Here is a 17527-nt window from a genome sequence, read left to right on the forward strand (position 1 = left end):
TAACAAGAAGTAAAGCAAAACTTTACTTCTTGTTTTTTATTTTTTTTAAAATGACAAATACACTTTTTTCCATAATAACAATCTTTACATTACTTTCTTGCAAAGCACAATCTCCTATAATTAGCTTAGAGGAACCTGTACCTGACGAAATAGAAAATGCTTATTATAAAGACACTAATAACATTCTTAATCCATTTGTTGGTACATGGGTATTAAACGATGGTACAAAATATTTAAAAATTGTATTCGAGAAAAAAGTTATGGTAAATACAGGTAATTTTTATGAAGACCTTTTAATAGGAGAATTTCAATATAAAGAAAAAAGCGTAGAACTTGCAAACACATTGCCTAACCTTACAGACACATCAATAACTAATGCATATGATTACAGTATTGATGGAAATTATTTTAAAACAAACCAGACACCTTTCGACAATACCTCAGATAATTTTAGAATGAGTCTTGTTATGGTAGAGCCTAATGGCTGCGTAAGTGATTTAGATGTAAGAGTCACTACAGTAAATGGACAAGAAGCTATAGAAATATTTAAGCGTGGTGGCATTGTAACTATAGAACCAGGAGAGGCAGCGTCACCAGAACCTATTATACCAGGAGGATTTTACTTCTTAATAAAACAATAAGAGTTAACAACACAACAAAACCACTACTCTATTTTTAGAGTTAGTGGTTTTGTTGTGTTTAAAAACTAAAGCATAAAAAAAGTAGAATTTCAGTAATATTAGCAATTTCAGAAATAAAAAAATTATGTAGCTTTGCTAAACCTTTATTCTCACGAAAGTGGGAATCTTTTAAAGTTTAGAAACTACTCATGAAATACAAAAGAATCCTCCTAAAATTATCTGGTGAAGCCTTAATGGGAAATCGCCAATATGGTATTGATCCAGAACGACTTGCAGAATACGCACAAGACATTAAAGCCGTAACAGAAAAAGGAATTGAAGTTGCCATAGTTATTGGCGGCGGAAACATTTTTAGAGGTGTTGCAGGTGCCATGAATGGTATGGATCGTGTACAAGGCGACCACATGGGAATGCTTGCAACCGTTATTAACGGTTTAGCATTACAACAAGCTTTAGAAGATGCAGAAGTTAAAACAAGGCTACAAACAGCTATAAAAATTAATGAAGTAGCAGAACCTTTTATTAGACGTAAAGCAATGAGTCACTTACGTAAAGGGCGTGTTGTTATTTTTGGTGGAGGAACAGGAAACCCATATTTTACTACAGATTCTGCGGCCGTTTTAAGAGCCATAGAAATTGAAGCCGATGTTATTTTAAAAGGTACACGTGTAGATGGGATTTATAATGCAGATCCAGAAAAAGATAAAGAAGCTATTAAATTCGACCATATAACTTTTGATGATGTTTTACGCAAAGGTTTAAAAGTAATGGATACCACAGCTTTTACATTAAGTCAAGAAAACGATTTACCAATAATTGTTTTCGATATGAACACAAGAGGAAATTTAATGAAAGTAGTTTCTGGAGAAAATATAGGAACTCAAGTAAGTTTATAAAAAATTAATTTTGGCTTAATTCTTGAATTACCTAAATTAGTAATAAAATTTTTCAATAATGAACGAAGACATTCAATTTATAATAGATGGCGCAAAAGAGTCTATGGACAACGCTATCGAGCATTTAAAAAAACAATTTACTAATATACGTGCTGGAAAAGCAAGTCCTGCTATGTTAGGCAGCGTTATGGTAGATTATTATGGTTCACAAACACCATTAGCACAAGTAGCAAACGTAAACACACCAGATGGTAGAACAATAACAGTACAGCCTTGGGAAAAAGCAATGGTTCAACCCATAGAAAAAGCTATACAAATTGCAAACTTAGGTTTTAACCCAATGAATAATGGCGAGCAGTTAATTATTAACGTACCACCTTTAACCGAAGAGCGTAGACGCGATCTTGCAAAACAAGCAAAAGCAGAAGCAGAAGACGCTAAAGTAGGTGTACGTAATGCTAGAAAAGATGCTAATAACGATATTAAAAAAGTAGATGATATTTCGGAAGATTTAAAAGGAAATGCAGAAGCAGATATTCAAAATTTAACCGATAAATCTGTTAAACGTATAGACGAGCTTCTTAGTAACAAAGAGGCAGAAATAATGACCGTCTAAAAGTTTAAAAAAAGTTAAAAGCGACTTAATTGTCGCTTTTTTTATAGAATAAAAACTACATTGATTTTTTTTATAAAACTATGCATTACGTAAAATTTATAGCGGTAGGCTTTATGCTTTTTTTTTCTGTGTTTATTTACGCGCAGAAAGACTATAAATTTATTCCAAAAAATCAAAAACTTTTAAGTGATAAGCAGGTTAAAACCATGCAAATCATGATTACTCCAGACATTCTTCTTTTTAACGAACAAGGTAAAGTTTTACCTTCATCTCAATTAGAATTAATGACTAATCCTGGCTATAAACCATTGTTTTATGCCAATAGCGAAGGCAAAATTAAATCTGTTGTTTTTCAGAAAAAAAATAATAATCCTGCTTTTGTAGAAAAAAATCCAGAAGCCCAATTTACAAAAGGAGAAAAAGCTTTAGATTTTATTGTTACAGACCTAAATGGAAATAAAATTAAACTTTCAGAATTAAAAGGCAAGGTTGTAGTATTAAATTTTTGGTTTACAAAATGTGGTCCTTGTGTTCAAGAAATGCCCAAACTAAATGAGCTTGTTAAGGAATATAATAATAAGGATGTTGTATTTTTAGCCATTACTTTTAATAAAAAAGATATTGTAGAAGATTTTTTATTTGACACTGATTTTAATTACACAATAGCTGCAAATGCAAACCACGTAATTACAATGTATGCCGTACAAAGTTTTCCAACTAGTATAGTTATAAATAAAAAAGGAGAAACTGTATTAAAAGAAATTGGATATAGAACAAATATAAAAAGTGTGCTTTCTAAAGCTATTAAAAACCAATTAAAATAAATTATGCGCAAGCTTTTGCTATATACACTTTTCTTTTGCTTCACCTTTATAGCTGCAGCTCAAACACCAGAAAAAGAGACTAAAAAGTCTACCGATTCTATAAACTCCGATGCTTTGCTAAAGCAAATTGGAAACGGTTTTTTTCCAACAAATATTTGGAATTTCGATTTAAGATATCTTATAAAATTCAATCAATATGAAGGTTTTAGAACAGGTCTTGGAGGAGTAACAAACGAAGGTTTTTCAGAAGATTTTAGAATAGACTCTTATGTTGTTTACGGTTTTAGAGACCATCGGTTTAAATATAAAATTGGAGGTGGTGTGTTATTAAACAAAGACACAAAAAGCTGGTTAAACATATCGTACACAGACGATTTAATGGAAACAGGAAGTTCTAATTTTTTAACAGATGGGCGTACATTTTCATTTTTCGAACCACGTTTATTAAATATTAGTTTATTTCACAAGCATATTACCTCAGCCATATCTTATGAGCATGAAGTTAACCCAAAACTAATTACAGAAACCGAAGTTGCTGTTAGTAATATAGACCCAACTTACAATTATACTTATGTTCTAGATAATACACCTTATCAATCTTTTGGTACCAGTACAGCAAAAGTTGCTTTACAGTGGAATCCATTTGTAGAATTCGAATCTATTGATGGTAAAAACAAGATTGTAAAAGATGGCTATCCAAAATTTACATTGCAATACAGTAAGAGTTTTAAGGACGTTTTTGATGCCGATTTTAATTTTTCGAAGTTAGATTTTAGAGCCATCCATAAAATAAATCATAATAAAGACTCTCACACTATTGCAACATTGTCTGCAGGTTTGGCACATGGCGATACACCTTTAACACATATGTATCACGCATATCCAAACAATATTAATAAAGAAACAATACTAAATCGCTTTTCTGTAGCAGGAATAAATAGTTTTGAAACTATGTTTTTTGATGAGTTTTTTTCAGACAGGTTTGCAACATTAGTAGTAAAACATTACATAAAACCTTTTCGTATAACAAGTTATTTTAAACCACAACTAGTACTAATAACTCGTTATGCAGTAGGAAACATGAATAACATAAACAGACACCAAAATGTTAATTTTGGAACTCTAAAAAATGGTTATACAGAATCTGGTTTCGAAATTAATAAACTTTTATTAGGCTTTGGTTTAAGTTTCACTTACCGTTATGGTGCCTATCATCTACCAAAAGAAGAAGATAATTTAGCATTAAAGTTCACGTTTAATATTACATTATAATTTCGTAAAATCTTTAGCTTTTCCATACCTTTGCGCCTACTTTTAAAGCATCATGGCGAAACAAAAAAAATCTAAATTTTGGGATATTGTAGCTAGACTAATTTTACGTAATAAAATTGGTATTCTTTTAGGTATAATTACCATCACTATTTTACTAAGTACACAGTGGAAATATATGCGCTTTACTTATACTGAAGCAAATTTATTACCAGATGATCACGAAGTAAATATAGAATATAATAACTTTTTAAAAATTTTTGGTGAAGAAGGTAACCTTATTGTTTTAGGTGTTAAAGACTCTACTCTATTTACTGTTGAAAAATTAAATGCCTGGAATTCACTTTCTGATAGTTTTAGAGCATCAAAAGAAGTTGAAAGTGTTGTATCTATAAAAGATTTACAAAAACTTGTAAAAAATACTGAAGCTCAAAAATTTGATTTAGAGCCATTTATTAAAGATTCTGTTAAAACCTCTAAAGACATTGCAATACTCCAAAACGAACTTTTTAATCAATATCCTTTTTACGATAATTTCTTATTTAACACAGAAACAAAAACAGTAAGAACTGCTATATATCTAAAAAAGGAACTAGTAAATACTGCTGCCAGAAAAGATTTTGTAATAGAAACTTTAATGAAAAAGGTTAAAGTGTTTGAAGACACTTATAATTTAGACGTTCGTGTTTCTGGTATGCCTTACATTAGAACGTTAAATGCCCAAAATATTGTAGACGAAATTGGTATGTTTGTTCTTGCAGCATTAGCAATAACATCTCTTATTTTCTTTTTATTTTTTAGATCGTTTAGAGCTACTTTTATTTCGTTAATTGTGGTTTGTATTGGTGTTATGTGGACTTTGGGAATTCTTGGTCTTTTAAAATACGAAATAACCGTATTAACTGCCTTAATACCACCACTTATTATTGTAATTGGTATTCCTAATTGTATTTTCTTAATTAATAAATATCAACACGAGGTAAAATTACATGGTAATAAAGTAAAATCTTTACAACGTGTTATTACAAAAGTTGGTAATGCCACATTAATGACGAATGTTACAACAGCCTCTGGTTTTGCCACTTTTATAATTACAGAAAGTAAACTTTTAAAAGAGTTTGGTGTTGTTGCTTCACTTAGTATTTTGGCTATTTTTATATTATGCCTACTTATTATTCCTATTATTTACACCTTTTTACCATATCCTAAAGATCGCCATTTAGAGCATTTAAACAAACGTTGGATTGGCGGTTTTGTAGACTGGACAGTACGTATGGTTAAAGAAAAACGTATTGCTATTTATAGTACAACCTTAGGATTAATTATTGTTTGTATTATAGGTATCTATAAAATTAAAGTATCTGGAAGCCTTATTGAAGATATGCCTAAAAAGGCCGAATTTTTTAGCGATATTCGTTTCTTTGAAGAAGAGTTTAATGGGATTATGCCAATGGAAGTGATGATTGATACAAAACGCAAAAAAGGCGTTATGAAATCGACCACTTTAAAACGCATGAATGAGCTTGAAGATTTAATAATAGAAACACCAGAATTATCGAGACCAATCTCTGTAGTTAGCCTAGTTAAATACTCTAAACAAGCTTATTATAATGGCAATCCCAAATACTACCAACTGCCAACAAAACAAGAAGAAGCTTTTATTTTACCATATGCCAAAAACTCGACTTCTGGAGAAACCAATCTATTAAACAACTTTGTAGATTCTACTGGTCAATACGCTAGAATAACTACGTTTATGAAAGATATTGGAACAGATAAAATGGAGCGTATAGAGGAGAATTTACTAAACAAAATAAACAACGTTTTTCCAGAAGAAAGATATAATGTTTCCATTACAGGTAAAGCACTAGTTTTTCAAAAAGGAACAAAATATTTAGTAAATAATTTAGCACTTTCGTTATCCTTAGCCATTTTCTTAATTTCATTATTTATGGCATACATGTTTCGTTCTTTTAGAATGATAATTGTATCCTTAATTCCAAATCTATTACCATTAGTTGTAACTGCTGGATTAATGGGCTACATAGGTGTACCTATTAAACCATCTACAATATTAGTATTTAGTATTGCGTTTGGAATTTCAGTAGACGATACTATTCACTTTTTAGCAAAATATCGTCAAGAATTACAAGCCAATAACTGGAAAATTAAAAAGTCTGTTTACGCCGCATTACGCGAAACTGGAGTAAGTATGTTTTATACTTCTATTGTATTATTCTTTGGCTTTTCGGTATTTACCATTTCTAGTTTTGGTGGTACTGTAGCACTTGGTGCTTTGGTATCGGTAACATTACTATTCGCTATGTTATCAAATTTACTACTATTACCTTCACTTCTATTATCTTTAGAACGTAGTATTGCAAACAAACAAATACTAAAAAAACCTACAATAAATATTATTCCTATAGATAGTGATGATGAAGATGTTTTAGAGGAATCAGAAGAAAAAAAATAATTTAAAAAAAGTAAAATTTTATATTTGCTATTAAAATAAAATTAAAATGACAAAATTAACTATTGCACAATTATTAAAAGAAACAAAACTACAAGAAGTAGAAGTTAAAGGTTGGGTACGCACCTTTAGAGCCAAAAGATTTATTGCTTTAAACGATGGTTCTACACTTAATAATATACAATGTGTAGTTGATTTCGAAAACACACCAGAAGATACTTTAAAACGTATTACTACAGGAGCTGCTGTTGCCATAAAAGGTGAATTAGTAGAGAGCCAAGGTAAAGGACAAAGTGTTGAAGTAGTAGTATCTTCAATAGAAATTCTTGGAGATAGCGATCCAGAAACATACCCAATTCAACCTAAAAAACACTCTTTCGAGTTTTTAAGAGAAAATGCACATTTACGTACAAGAACCAGTACATTTAGTGCTGTCATGCGTTTACGTTCGGCTTTATCTTTTGCTATACATAAATATTTTAATGATAATGGTTTCTATTACATGCACACTCCTATTATTACAGGAAGTGATGCAGAAGGAGCAGGAGAAATGTTTAAAGTAAGTACTTTAGATCAAAAAAATCCGCCACTTACAGAAGATGGTGAAATAGACCACACAAAAAACTTTTTTGGAAAAGACACAAACCTTACCGTTTCTGGCCAATTAGAAGCAGAAACTTATGCTATGTCTTTAGGTAAAGTATATACTTTTGGCCCAACCTTTAGAGCAGAAAACTCTAACACATCTCGTCATTTATCAGAATTCTGGATGATTGAGCCAGAAGTTGCATTCATGGACCTTGCCGGAAATATGGATTTAGCTGAAGATTTTATGAAATCTGTTATCACTTATATTTTAGAAAATAATGCAGAAGATTTAGAGTTTTTAGACAAGCGTCTAGCCGATGAAGAAAAAACAAAGCCTCAAGCAGAACGTAGCGAGCTTTCTTTAATTGAAAAATTAAAGTTCGTAACCGAAAACAACTTTAAACGTGTTAGCTATACCGAAGCAATAGATATACTTAAAAACTCTAAGCCTAACAAAAAGAAAAAATTCAATTATATAATTGAAGAATGGGGAGCCGACTTGCAGTCTGAACACGAACGTTTCTTAGTAGAAAAACACTTTAAATGTCCAGTAATTTTATTTGATTACCCAGCAAATATAAAAGCATTTTACATGCGTTTAAACGAAGACGGAAAAACTGTACGTGCTATGGATATACTATTCCCAGGCATTGGAGAAATGGTTGGAGGAAGCCAACGTGAAGAACGTTTAGACGTTTTAAAAGAAAAAATGGCTGTTCTAGATATCCCAGAAGAAGAATTATGGTGGTACCTAGACTTACGTAAGTATGGTACCGCAGTACACTCTGGTTTTGGTTTAGGCTTCGAGCGTTTAGTAATGTTTGCTACAGGAATGAGTAACATTCGCGATGTTATACCTTATCCAAGAACACCACAAAATGCAGAGTTTTAAACAAATGCAAAAACATAAATAATTATTAAAACAATCTGCTAAAACTAAATATGTAGATTGTTTTTTTTTATATTTATAAATAATCAAAATTAAATCATGCTTAAACAATATTTACAGTTCAAATTATCTCAAAAATTGTCTCCGCAACAAATTCAATTAATGAAATTGATACAGTTGCCTACGCAAGCTTTTGAGCAGCGTTTAAAGCAAGAATTAGAAGAAAATCCTGCATTAGATACTGGAAAAGAAGAAAAAGTAGATGAGTATGAAGACATGGATAATTCTGCAGATGAATATGATGATAATGAAGTAATTGAAACTGAAATAAATGTTGATGATTATTTAAGCGATGATGAAATTCCAGACTATAGAACTAGCGCTAACAATTATAGCGCAGATGATGATGAAAAAAGCATCCCTTACGCATCTGGAACCTCATTTACTCAACATTTAAAAACACAGTTAAACACCTATCGTTTAAGTGACGAAGAGCGTGATATTGCAGAATTTTTAGTTGGTAGTGTAGACGAAAGCGGCTATATACGTCGTGAATTAAGTGATATAATGGACGATTTGGCATTTACTCAAAATGTATATACTACCGAAGAAAAAATTGAACATGTACTTAAAATAGTACATCAATTAGATCCTGCTGGCGTTGGTGCACGAAACTTACAAGAGTGTTTAAGCATTCAATTAGCTAGAAAAGAGCAATCTCCAGATGTAGAGCTAGCTTCAAAAATTATAAACGATGCTTTTGAACAATTTACAAAAAAGCATTACAAAAAATTGATGGCGAAATTCGACATTAGCGAAATTCAATTAAAAGATGCTATTCATGAAATTGAACGTTTAAATCCAAAACCTGGTGGAAGCTATTCTGGAAACACTAGAATGATTGAACATGTCGTACCAGATTTTGCTATAAAAATTGTTGACGGACAATTAGAATTAACTTTAAATGGTAGAAATGCACCAGAGTTACACGTTTCGAGAGAGTATAATAACATGCTTAAAGGCTATAAAGAATCTAAAGACAAGTCTAAAGCACAAAAAGATGCTGTACTTTTTATAAAACAAAAACTAGATGCGGCTAAATGGTTTATAGAAGCTATTAAACAACGCCAACAAACGTTATTTGTTACCATGAGTGCAATTATGCATTATCAAAAAGAATACTTTTTAACTGGCGATGAGCGTAATTTAAAACCTATGATTTTAAAAGATATCGCAGATGAAATTGAAATGGATGTTTCTACTGTTTCACGTGTAGCAAATAGTAAATATGTAGACACACCATATGGCACAAAATTAATTAAAGAATTCTTTTCTGAATCCATGACAAACGACCAAGGAGAAGAGGTTTCTACTAGAGAAATTAAAAAAATACTTGAAACAGTTGTTGAGGAAGAAGATAAAAAGAAACCTTTAACAGACGAAGCTCTTGCTAAAATTTTAAAAGAAAAAGGCTATCCTATTGCAAGAAGAACTGTTGCTAAATATCGAGAACAATTAGATATTTCTGTAGCAAGACTTCGAAAAGAATTATAATTATTTTCCTTGAAACACAAAGGTAATTGTACCTATTTGAGCACTTTTATTAGATGTACTAAATCTGGCATCTGCAGCATACTCTAATGCATGTTTTTGTAAACAAGCGTTATTAGAAGTTGATGAAGCGTTAATAGACGATTTAATTACTTTTCCTAAAGCGTTTACAGTAATATTAACAACAATTTTACCATTAGCCTCACACAAATAAACAGGAATAGGTAAAAAAGTGTCTGTTCTACCTAATAAAGAATAAAATACGGAGCTATTTTTATTGGCTAATTCTTTAGAATTAGATTGTTGTGTTGCTTTTAAGCGTTTATTTAAAATGCTATTAACATTATCAAAAGAAGTTAGCTCTTTGTTATTAAAAGAAGAACCAACATCACTATTAGATACTTCGTTAGTTTCAATTTCTTGCTTAGAAAAATTTCTAAGTTTAGAATTATTATAGTCTTTTGGTGGCGCAATTGGTTTAAAAGCTTGTGCAAAATGCTTATATCTTTTTGTCTCGTTATAAGCCTTATTTGTTTTTGTAGACTTATTTTTTTGCTCAATATTATCCTCATTTTTTTCTTCAAACAAATCTGGAGGAGTAATATCTATTAATGTTTCGGCCACAGTTTTATGCTCCATAAAAACAGTATAGTTAAATAGAGAAAGTACAAGACTTACTGTTATTAATAGAGTTATGGCTAATGCCTTATGTGAGTTTTTAAATTTCAAAAAAAATCGAAATAATTAAAGTTAATGTAGTTGTAATTTATATACGTTTAAACCACAAACTATAGATGTAACCTCAATAATTATTCCGCTTTTGGCGGTAAAGCTTTTATAAAAGCTTCTATAGAAAGTGCCTTATCTACATTAAAGTCACCAATTTTTGTACGTCTTAAAACCGAAAGGTGTCCGCCAGAGTTTAGGGCTTTACCAAAGTCGTTTGCTAAAGATCGAATATAAGTACCTTTACTACAAACTACTCTAAAATTAACCAGATTATCTTCAATTTTAGTTATTTCGAATTCTTTTATAAATATTTTACGTGATTTTACTTCTACATCCTCTCCTGCTCTAGCATATTCATACAACCGCTTTCCATCTTTTTTAAGTGCAGAAAAAACAGGAGGAAATTGGTCTATTTCACCAATAAACTGTTTAGTTGTTTCGTGTATTAAATCTTCAGTTATATGCTTAGTAGAAAATGTTTCGTTTATTTCGGTTTCTAAGTCAAAAGAAGGAGTTGTACTACCTAAAACAATTGTACCGGTATATTCTTTAATTTGTCCTTGAAAGGTATTAATTTGTTTGGTCATTTTACCCGTACAAATCACCAATAATCCTGTAGCTAAAGGATCTAAAGTTCCTGCATGACCAACTTTAATTTTTTTAATATTATAAGCTTGACGTATTTCCCAACGTAGTTTATTAACAACTTGAAATGAAGTCCAGTTTAACGGTTTATCTATTAATAAAACTTGTCCGGATTTATAATCTTCAAGCGTCATTTTTTTAATTTAAAAGTGAAAAACCAATAGCTATTAAACCTACAATAACGCAGTAAATTGCAAAATAAGATAGTTTACTTTTTTTAACTAAAGCAATCATCCAAGTACAAGCAAATAAACCTGAAATAAATGCAGCTAAAAAGCCTGCTCCTAATGCTGTAATATTATGACTTTCAAAAGACAACTCGCCACCCACAATATCTTTAGCAATTTTTCCAAAAATTAATGGCACAACCATTAAAAAAGAAAAACGTGCAGCTTTAGTTTTATCGTTTCCTAATAAAACCGATGTTGATATTGTTGCACCACTTCTAGAAATTCCTGGTAACATAGCAATAGCTTGAGAAATCCCAATAATAAAAGCATCTTTAAAGCCAACTTTTTTATTAGTGTCTTTTGCTTTATCGGCTAAAAATAATAATGCTGCGGTAACCAAAAGCATAAAACCAACCAACATAATATTACCACCAAAAAGTTGCTCTAGTTGTTCTTCAAAAAAAAGACCTACTATAACAGCAGGAATCATAGAAATAATAATTTTTATAGCAAAACGATGGTCGTTATTAACTGCCGGTTTAAACAAACCTTTAATTATTTCAATTATATCTTTTCTAAAAATTACAATGGTACTTAATGCGGTTGCAAAGTGTAGAACTACAGTAAATAATAAACTTTCTTCTGGCACAGAATTATCACCAAGAATAGCTTTTCCAAGTTCTAAATGCCCACTAGAAGATACAGGAAGAAATTCTGTAAGTCCTTGAATTATGCCTAAAATGATTGAGTCTATAATGTCCATTCGGCAAAAATATCAAAATTGAATGACCAATACGTATTTTGAAGATATTATTTAGGGTCAGAATCTTCCTTACGCGTTAAAATAGCATAAATTTGGAATCCAAATCCTATTAAAACAAGAGCTGGAGCCAAACGAATACGTCTCCAACTAAAAATTGCTTCACTAAAAACATTTGGGTCATCGCTACCACCGCCAGACATTAAAATAAAGCCTAATACTATAATTGCTAAACCAATAAACATAAATTTATAATTACGTTTACCAAAAATAAATTCGCCTTTATTTTCAGAACCCACTTCTTTACGTTTTTGCTCTCCCACTCTATGTAGATTTAATTAAACTCTGTAATATAATCGCTAGTAATTTCACTACCGAATAAATTTGGTATTTGCAAAGTAAAGGATTTATTTAAAACTACAGCCTTTAATGCGCTTAAATTTAAGCTCTGCTTAAGAGCATAATTATTATGGCTAAACTCAAAATTACTATTTTTAATAAAAATATTTGAAGCCGTACCATTAAATACTTTAATAGTTTTTCCTGTTTTAGGTTTACCTTTTTTTACAACTGGAGTATTTAATTTAAATGATAAAAAGAGCTGGTAACACAAAAAAGCAACCCAAAAAATAATTATAATTGCACTAATTACAACTATTCTCTTTTTTGTATTTTCATTTAAATTCAAAATTCTAGTCGTATATACCTTTAATATAGTGCTTATTCGTGTCTACTTTTACAATTTTAATAGACTTGTTTTCTATTTTTTTTTGCGACAGCACAGTTAATGCAGTTATCGCAACAATACCTATAAATACAAATGTTATTCGTTTCATAATTTAAGTTTTAATGATGAATAAAAAGTATTGGTATAGTCAGTATCTTGGTTTTTTGATTATGTAAATATAACCTTGAACTTTATTAAATATTGTTAAGGATTAAGTTAAAGAATGTTAAACTTAAAATTATATAAATTGAGAGCTAAGAAAACTATACTTTAATAATATAGCTTATCTGTATTTAAATTTAAAAAACGCTGCGTGGCAAAAAATGTAGAAATCCAAGTAATAAAAATACCAAGTAAAAATATAAAACCAAATAAGCCAATAAGTAAAATAGGCTTGTTTAATAAAGCTAATTCAGGGAACGTTTTATCTATATAATATAAAACAGTAGCCATACCTATTAAAGCTAAAATGGCACCTATAATCCCAAGCTTTACACTTCGCCAAATAAATGGTTTTCTAATAAAACGTTTGGTGGCACCAACCATTTGCATGGTTTTTATAGTAAATCGCTTAGAATAAACAGCCAGTCTAATAGAACTATTAATTAAAAGTACAGCAATTAAAGTAAATAAAGCACTTAGTAACAATATCCAAAAACTAATTTTCTTTACATTGTCATTCATTAAGTTTACTAAATCATTATCGTAACTTACTTCTTCTACAAAATTCTTAATTAAAGCTTCTTCAGATATTGCTTCTAATTTCTCAGAGGTTACAAAGTCTGCTTTTAAATTTACATCAATAGAATTTTTTAAAGGATTACTACCTAAAAAATCCATAAAATCTTCACCACTTTCGGCTTTCATAAATTCTGCCGCTTGTTCTTTAGACACAAAATTGGTAGACTTAACATAGTCGGCCATAGCCAAACTTTTTTCAAGCTGCTTAATTTCAACTTCTTTAGCAGTATCTTTTAAAAAGATGGTAACTGTAACTTGTTCTTTAAAATGATCGGCCACTTTTTTAGCATTAAGTACTAAAAGACCCAATAAACCTAGTAAAAATAAAACTAACCCGATACTTAAAACAACTGAAAAGTATGAAGATATTAAACGACGTTTTTGGTATTTATCAAAAGATGAGCTCATAAAAAGACTTTAGTTTACGATGTAAAAATAATAAAGTTATTCATTACCTAAACTTTAGAACGCTTAAACTTTCAACAGTATTATAGAAAGTTTAAATTTGTGCATTAAATAGTGGAAAAATAAGACAATGCAATACGATTTTAATAAAATTGAGAAAAAGTGGCAAAAATATTGGTCAGAAAATCAAACATTTAAAGCCTCTAATACTAGCGATAAACCTAAATACTACGTACTCGATATGTTTCCTTACCCATCTGGCGCAGGCTTACACGTTGGGCATCCGTTAGGTTATATTGCCAGCGATATTTATGCACGTTACAAACGCCATAGAGGTTTTAATGTATTGCATCCGCAAGGTTATGATAGTTTTGGTTTACCTGCAGAACAATACGCTATACAAACTGGGCAACATCCTGCAGTAACTACAAAAACTAATATAAAAACATATCGTCGTCAGCTAGATCAAATTGGTTTTTCTTTTGATTGGTCTAGAGAAGTAAGAACATCTAATCCAGAATATTATAAATGGACACAATGGATATTTATTCAATTATTTGAATCGTATTATTGCAATAATGACAATAAAGCAAAGCATATAAACGAATTAATTTATGTTTTTAAAGTTAACGGAAATAAAGATGCTAATGTTGCTTGCGATGATGATGTAGAAGAATTTACAGCTGAAGAATGGAATAGTTTTTCAGAAATAAAACAACAAGAAATACTATTAAAATATAGATTAACATACTTAGCTGAAACCGAAGTAAACTGGTGTCCAGTTTTAGGAACCGTTTTAGCAAACGACGAAATTGTAAACGGCGTTTCAGAACGTGGTGGGCATCCTGTTGTACGTAAAAAAATGACGCAATGGAGTATGCGTATTTCTGCATACGCAGAGCGTTTATTACAAGGCTTAGAAGATATAGACTGGACAGATTCTTTAAAAGAAACACAACGTAACTGGATAGGAAAATCTGTAGGAGCAAGTGTTACATTTAATGTAAATAATCACCAAGAAACAATCGAGGTTTTTACCACAAGACCAGATACTATTTTTGGAGTTAGTTTCATGACGTTGGCACCAGAACACGAACTAGTTTCACAGATTACAACACCAGAACAAAAAGCAGAAGTAGAAGCTTATATAGAAAAAACTGCAAAACGAAGCGAACGTGATCGTATGGCAGATGTAAAAACCATTTCTGGAGTATTTACAGGAGCTTATGCAGAGCATCCATTTTCTAAAGAGCCAATTCCAATTTGGATTGGTGATTATGTGTTAGCAAGTTACGGTACAGGTGCTGTAATGGCAGTTCCTTGTGGAGACCAACGTGATTACGACTTTGCTAAACATTTTAATATAGAGATTCCTAATATTTTTGATAATGTAGATATTAGCGAAGAAGCTTTTACAGGAAAAGATGGCGTTAAAATTGCAAATAGCGACTTTTTAAACGGCATGAACTATAAAAAAGCAAGTAAACGTGCCATTTACGAGTTAGAACAATTAGGGCAAGGCGAAGGTAAAACCAATTATAGATTGCGCGATGCCGTTTTCTCAAGACAACGTTATTGGGGAGAACCGTTTCCAGTATATTATGTTAATGGCATGCCGCAAATGATTGATAAAGCACATTTACCAATTACACTGCCAGAAGTAGAAAAATATTTACCAACAGAAGAAGGCGAGCCACCTTTAGGTCGTGCCAATGTTTGGGCTTGGGATACAAATACAAATCAAGTAGTTGCAAACGATAATATTGATAATGAAACCGTTTTTCCGTTAGAATTAAACACCATGCCAGGTTGGGCAGGAAGCTCTTGGTATTTTTTCCGTTATATGGAAGAAGCCGCAAATAGAGGCGATGTTTTTGCAAGTGAAGACGCACTAAAATATTGGGAAAATGTAGATTTATATATTGGTGGTGCAGAACACGCAACAGGACATTTATTATATTCTCGTTTTTGGGTAAAATTATTAAAAGATAGAGGCTTTGTAAATGTTGAAGAGCCTTTTAAAAAGTTAATAAACCAAGGAATGATTCTTGGTACAAGTGCTTTTGTTTATAGATTGAAATTAGAATATTCTATTGATTTATTATCAGAAATTCAAACAGATAATCTTAAAGAACTAAAGTATTCTGGTAAATTTGAAAATGGTAAAATTTTTCAAAATTATGATAATTTTATATCTAAGAATGATTTAATTGATATTGTTGATGAATACAATAATATTATAGAAAAAGATGCTTTACCAAGCGAAGATATTGTTGATAAATTACTAGACAAACTAAAACACAATCACTTAGAAGAAGTTTGTTTGAAAAATAATTCAATTGCAGATATAGAAATTGTTGATGTTTTGTGGAGAATTGTACCAATTCACGTGAAAGTTCAATATGTAAATGCTTCAGATGAATTAGATATTGAAAGTTTAAAAAATGATGCTGAATTTGGAGCAGATTATAAAGATGCTGAATTCATTTTAGAGGATGATGTTTATAAAGTTGGTAGAGATGTAGAAAAAATGTCGAAATCTAAATACAACGTGGTTAGTCCTGATGCCATTTGCGAAGATTATGGAGCAGATAGTTTAAGACTTTACGAAATGTTTTTAGGACCTTTAGAACAATACAAACCTTGGAATACTGCTGGTATTACTGGTGTACATGGCTTCCTAAAAAAGCTTTGGAAATTATATGTAGACGATAATGGTTTAAAAGTAAACGATGCAGCGCCAACAAAAGACAACTTAAAAACGCTACACAAAACCATAAAGAAAGTACAAGAAGATATCGAGAATTTCTCTTTTAATACGTCGGTTTCTACTTTTATGATTGCCGTGAATGAACTGAGTGCACAAAAATGTACAAGTAAAGAAATTTTAGAACCATTATTGGTTTTAATTTCGCCTTACGCGCCACACATTGCTGAAGAATTGTACAGCCAGTTAGGAAACAATGGCTCTATTTCTACAGTTGCTTTTCCAGAGTTTAATGCAAGTCATTTAGTCGAAAGCAGTAAAAATTACCCAATTTCATTTAATGGCAAAATGCGTTTTACGTTAGAGTTACCTATGGATATGAGTAAAGACGATATTGAAAAAACTGTAATGGCTCATGAAAAAACAATTGCTCAACTAGATGGCCGTGAACCTAAAAAAGTAATTGTTGTGCCAGGAAAAATAGTTAACATTGTTGGGTAAACTAACAAATTTAAAAATTAAACGTGCCGATAAAATTGGTATGGTTTTCTTTTTTTCATTTGTATTAGCTACAACATTAATATGGTTTTTTGAGGAGCGCTTTAATGTCGAGCAATGGAAAACGCAACCAAGAATGCGTTATAAAATGGCTGATGATATTATTGAAAATAAAATACTTATTGGTAAAACAAAACAGGACATTATTTTATTACTTGGTAAAGCACAATATGAAATAACAGAAGGTAAAAATCACTTTATTTATAGTTTAGGAAAACCTACAAGTTTTTCAGAATTAAAAGAAGCTAAACTTATTATTGTTTTTGAAAACAACATTGCCGTAAAGGTTATGCAAATAGAAGAATAATAAGTTTAGCTCAACTGTTTTTTATATTTTA

The 17527-nt window shown here is 30.8% G+C and carries 17 protein-coding genes; 10 read left to right on the forward strand and 7 right to left on the reverse strand.

Annotation, left to right across the window (positions count from 1 at the left end; all coding sequences use genetic code 11):
* Window positions 1-50 precede the first annotated feature (50 nt).
* The 8 genes from BWR22_RS14160 to rpoN all read left to right on the forward strand — a co-directional run bounded on the left by BWR22_RS14160 (window position 51) and on the right by rpoN (window position 9750).
* A complete protein-coding gene (locus BWR22_RS14160; RefSeq protein WP_076734299.1) occupies window positions 51-641 on the forward strand; it encodes a DUF6705 family protein in 591 nt (196 codons plus the stop codon).
* A 188-nt stretch (window positions 642-829) separates the two neighbouring features.
* Entirely contained in the window at window positions 830-1537 is a 708-nt protein-coding gene (pyrH, locus tag BWR22_RS14165; RefSeq protein WP_076734300.1) for a UMP kinase, read from the forward strand.
* Between the two features lie 58 nt (window positions 1538-1595).
* On the forward strand, window positions 1596-2153 hold the full coding sequence (gene frr / locus BWR22_RS14170) for a ribosome recycling factor (protein ID WP_076734301.1): 558 nt from the start codon (window positions 1596-1598) through the stop codon (window positions 2151-2153).
* Window positions 2154-2233: 80 nt separating this feature from the next.
* Complete coding sequence (locus BWR22_RS14175; RefSeq protein ID WP_076734302.1) at window positions 2234-2977, forward strand: TlpA family protein disulfide reductase; 744 nt, start codon at window positions 2234-2236, stop codon at window positions 2975-2977.
* Window positions 2978-2980: 3 nt separating this feature from the next.
* On the forward strand, window positions 2981-4249 hold the full coding sequence (locus BWR22_RS14180) for a DUF5686 family protein (protein ID WP_076734303.1): 1269 nt from the start codon (window positions 2981-2983) through the stop codon (window positions 4247-4249).
* Window positions 4250-4301: 52 nt separating this feature from the next.
* Window positions 4302-6722, forward strand: coding sequence for an efflux RND transporter permease subunit (locus BWR22_RS14185; protein WP_076734304.1), 2421 nt, complete (start codon window positions 4302-4304; stop codon window positions 6720-6722).
* Between the two features lie 46 nt (window positions 6723-6768).
* Entirely contained in the window at window positions 6769-8199 is a 1431-nt protein-coding gene (gene asnS, locus BWR22_RS14190) for an asparagine--tRNA ligase (protein ID WP_076734305.1), read from the forward strand.
* Between the two features lie 96 nt (window positions 8200-8295).
* Complete coding sequence (gene rpoN, locus BWR22_RS14195) at window positions 8296-9750, forward strand: RNA polymerase factor sigma-54 (RefSeq protein ID WP_076734306.1); 1455 nt, start codon at window positions 8296-8298, stop codon at window positions 9748-9750.
* On the opposite strand, the gene BWR22_RS14200 is transcribed toward rpoN, so the two are convergent.
* The 7 genes from BWR22_RS14200 to BWR22_RS14225 form a co-directional block, all read right to left on the reverse strand.
* Window positions 9751-10476, reverse strand: coding sequence for a hypothetical protein (locus BWR22_RS14200; protein WP_241828212.1), 726 nt, complete (start codon window positions 10474-10476; stop codon window positions 9751-9753).
* An 80-nt stretch (window positions 10477-10556) separates the two neighbouring features.
* Entirely contained in the window at window positions 10557-11255 is a 699-nt protein-coding gene (truB, locus tag BWR22_RS14205) for a tRNA pseudouridine(55) synthase TruB (RefSeq protein ID WP_076734308.1), read from the reverse strand.
* Window positions 11256-11259: 4 nt separating this feature from the next.
* Window positions 11260-12054, reverse strand: a complete 795-nt coding sequence (locus tag BWR22_RS14210) for an undecaprenyl-diphosphate phosphatase (RefSeq protein WP_076734309.1) — start codon at window positions 12052-12054, stop codon at window positions 11260-11262.
* A gap of 47 nt (window positions 12055-12101) precedes the next feature.
* Window positions 12102-12374 carry a DUF3098 domain-containing protein gene (locus BWR22_RS14215; protein ID WP_076734310.1) on the reverse strand — a complete coding sequence of 91 codons (273 nt, stop codon included), beginning with the start codon at window positions 12372-12374 and terminating at the stop codon, window positions 12102-12104.
* Window positions 12375-12385: 11 nt separating this feature from the next.
* Window positions 12386-12739 carry a hypothetical protein gene (locus BWR22_RS14220; RefSeq protein WP_076734311.1) on the reverse strand — a complete coding sequence of 118 codons (354 nt, stop codon included), beginning with the start codon at window positions 12737-12739 and terminating at the stop codon, window positions 12386-12388.
* A gap of 4 nt (window positions 12740-12743) precedes the next feature.
* On the reverse strand, window positions 12744-12887 hold the full coding sequence (locus BWR22_RS14385; protein ID WP_156875603.1) for a hypothetical protein: 144 nt from the start codon (window positions 12885-12887) through the stop codon (window positions 12744-12746).
* 161 nt (window positions 12888-13048) lie between these two features.
* A complete protein-coding gene (locus tag BWR22_RS14225) occupies window positions 13049-13927 on the reverse strand; it encodes a cell division protein FtsX (RefSeq protein WP_076734312.1) in 879 nt (292 codons plus the stop codon).
* Window positions 13928-14054: 127 nt separating this feature from the next.
* Between BWR22_RS14225 and BWR22_RS14230 the strand changes: the two genes are divergently transcribed.
* Both BWR22_RS14230 and BWR22_RS14235 read left to right on the forward strand, forming a co-directional pair.
* On the forward strand, window positions 14055-17132 hold the full coding sequence (locus tag BWR22_RS14230) for a leucine--tRNA ligase (protein ID WP_076734313.1): 3078 nt from the start codon (window positions 14055-14057) through the stop codon (window positions 17130-17132).
* Entirely contained in the window at window positions 17125-17496 is a 372-nt protein-coding gene (locus tag BWR22_RS14235; RefSeq protein ID WP_076734314.1) for a hypothetical protein, read from the forward strand. The genes BWR22_RS14230 and BWR22_RS14235 overlap by 8 nt, the downstream gene beginning before the upstream one ends.
* Window positions 17497-17527 lie beyond the last annotated feature (31 nt).

The organism is Lacinutrix venerupis, from assembly GCF_001971745.1.
Lineage (GTDB): Bacteria > Bacteroidota > Bacteroidia > Flavobacteriales > Flavobacteriaceae > Lacinutrix > Lacinutrix venerupis.

Excerpts from the sequence above, each read along its gene's own strand:
- BWR22_RS14160 (WP_076734299.1), top strand. The coding sequence starts at position 51 with ATGACAAATACACTTTTTTCCATAATAACAATCTTTACATTACTTTCT.
- pyrH (WP_076734300.1), top strand. The coding sequence starts at position 830 with ATGAAATACAAAAGAATCCTCCTAAAATTATCTGGTGAAGCCTTAATG.
- frr (WP_076734301.1), top strand. The coding sequence starts at position 1,596 with ATGAACGAAGACATTCAATTTATAATAGATGGCGCAAAAGAGTCTATG.
- BWR22_RS14175 (WP_076734302.1), top strand. The coding sequence starts at position 2,234 with ATGCATTACGTAAAATTTATAGCGGTAGGCTTTATGCTTTTTTTTTCT.
- BWR22_RS14180 (WP_076734303.1), top strand. The coding sequence starts at position 2,981 with ATGCGCAAGCTTTTGCTATATACACTTTTCTTTTGCTTCACCTTTATA.
- BWR22_RS14185 (WP_076734304.1), top strand. The coding sequence starts at position 4,302 with ATGGCGAAACAAAAAAAATCTAAATTTTGGGATATTGTAGCTAGACTA.
- asnS (WP_076734305.1), top strand. The coding sequence starts at position 6,769 with ATGACAAAATTAACTATTGCACAATTATTAAAAGAAACAAAACTACAA.
- rpoN (WP_076734306.1), top strand. The coding sequence starts at position 8,296 with ATGCTTAAACAATATTTACAGTTCAAATTATCTCAAAAATTGTCTCCG.
- truB (WP_076734308.1), bottom strand. The coding sequence starts at position 11,255 with ATGACGCTTGAAGATTATAAATCCGGACAAGTTTTATTAATAGATAAA.
- BWR22_RS14210 (WP_076734309.1), bottom strand. The coding sequence starts at position 12,054 with ATGGACATTATAGACTCAATCATTTTAGGCATAATTCAAGGACTTACA.
- BWR22_RS14385 (WP_156875603.1), bottom strand. The coding sequence starts at position 12,887 with ATGAAACGAATAACATTTGTATTTATAGGTATTGTTGCGATAACTGCA.
- BWR22_RS14225 (WP_076734312.1), bottom strand. The coding sequence starts at position 13,927 with ATGAGCTCATCTTTTGATAAATACCAAAAACGTCGTTTAATATCTTCA.
- BWR22_RS14230 (WP_076734313.1), top strand. The coding sequence starts at position 14,055 with ATGCAATACGATTTTAATAAAATTGAGAAAAAGTGGCAAAAATATTGG.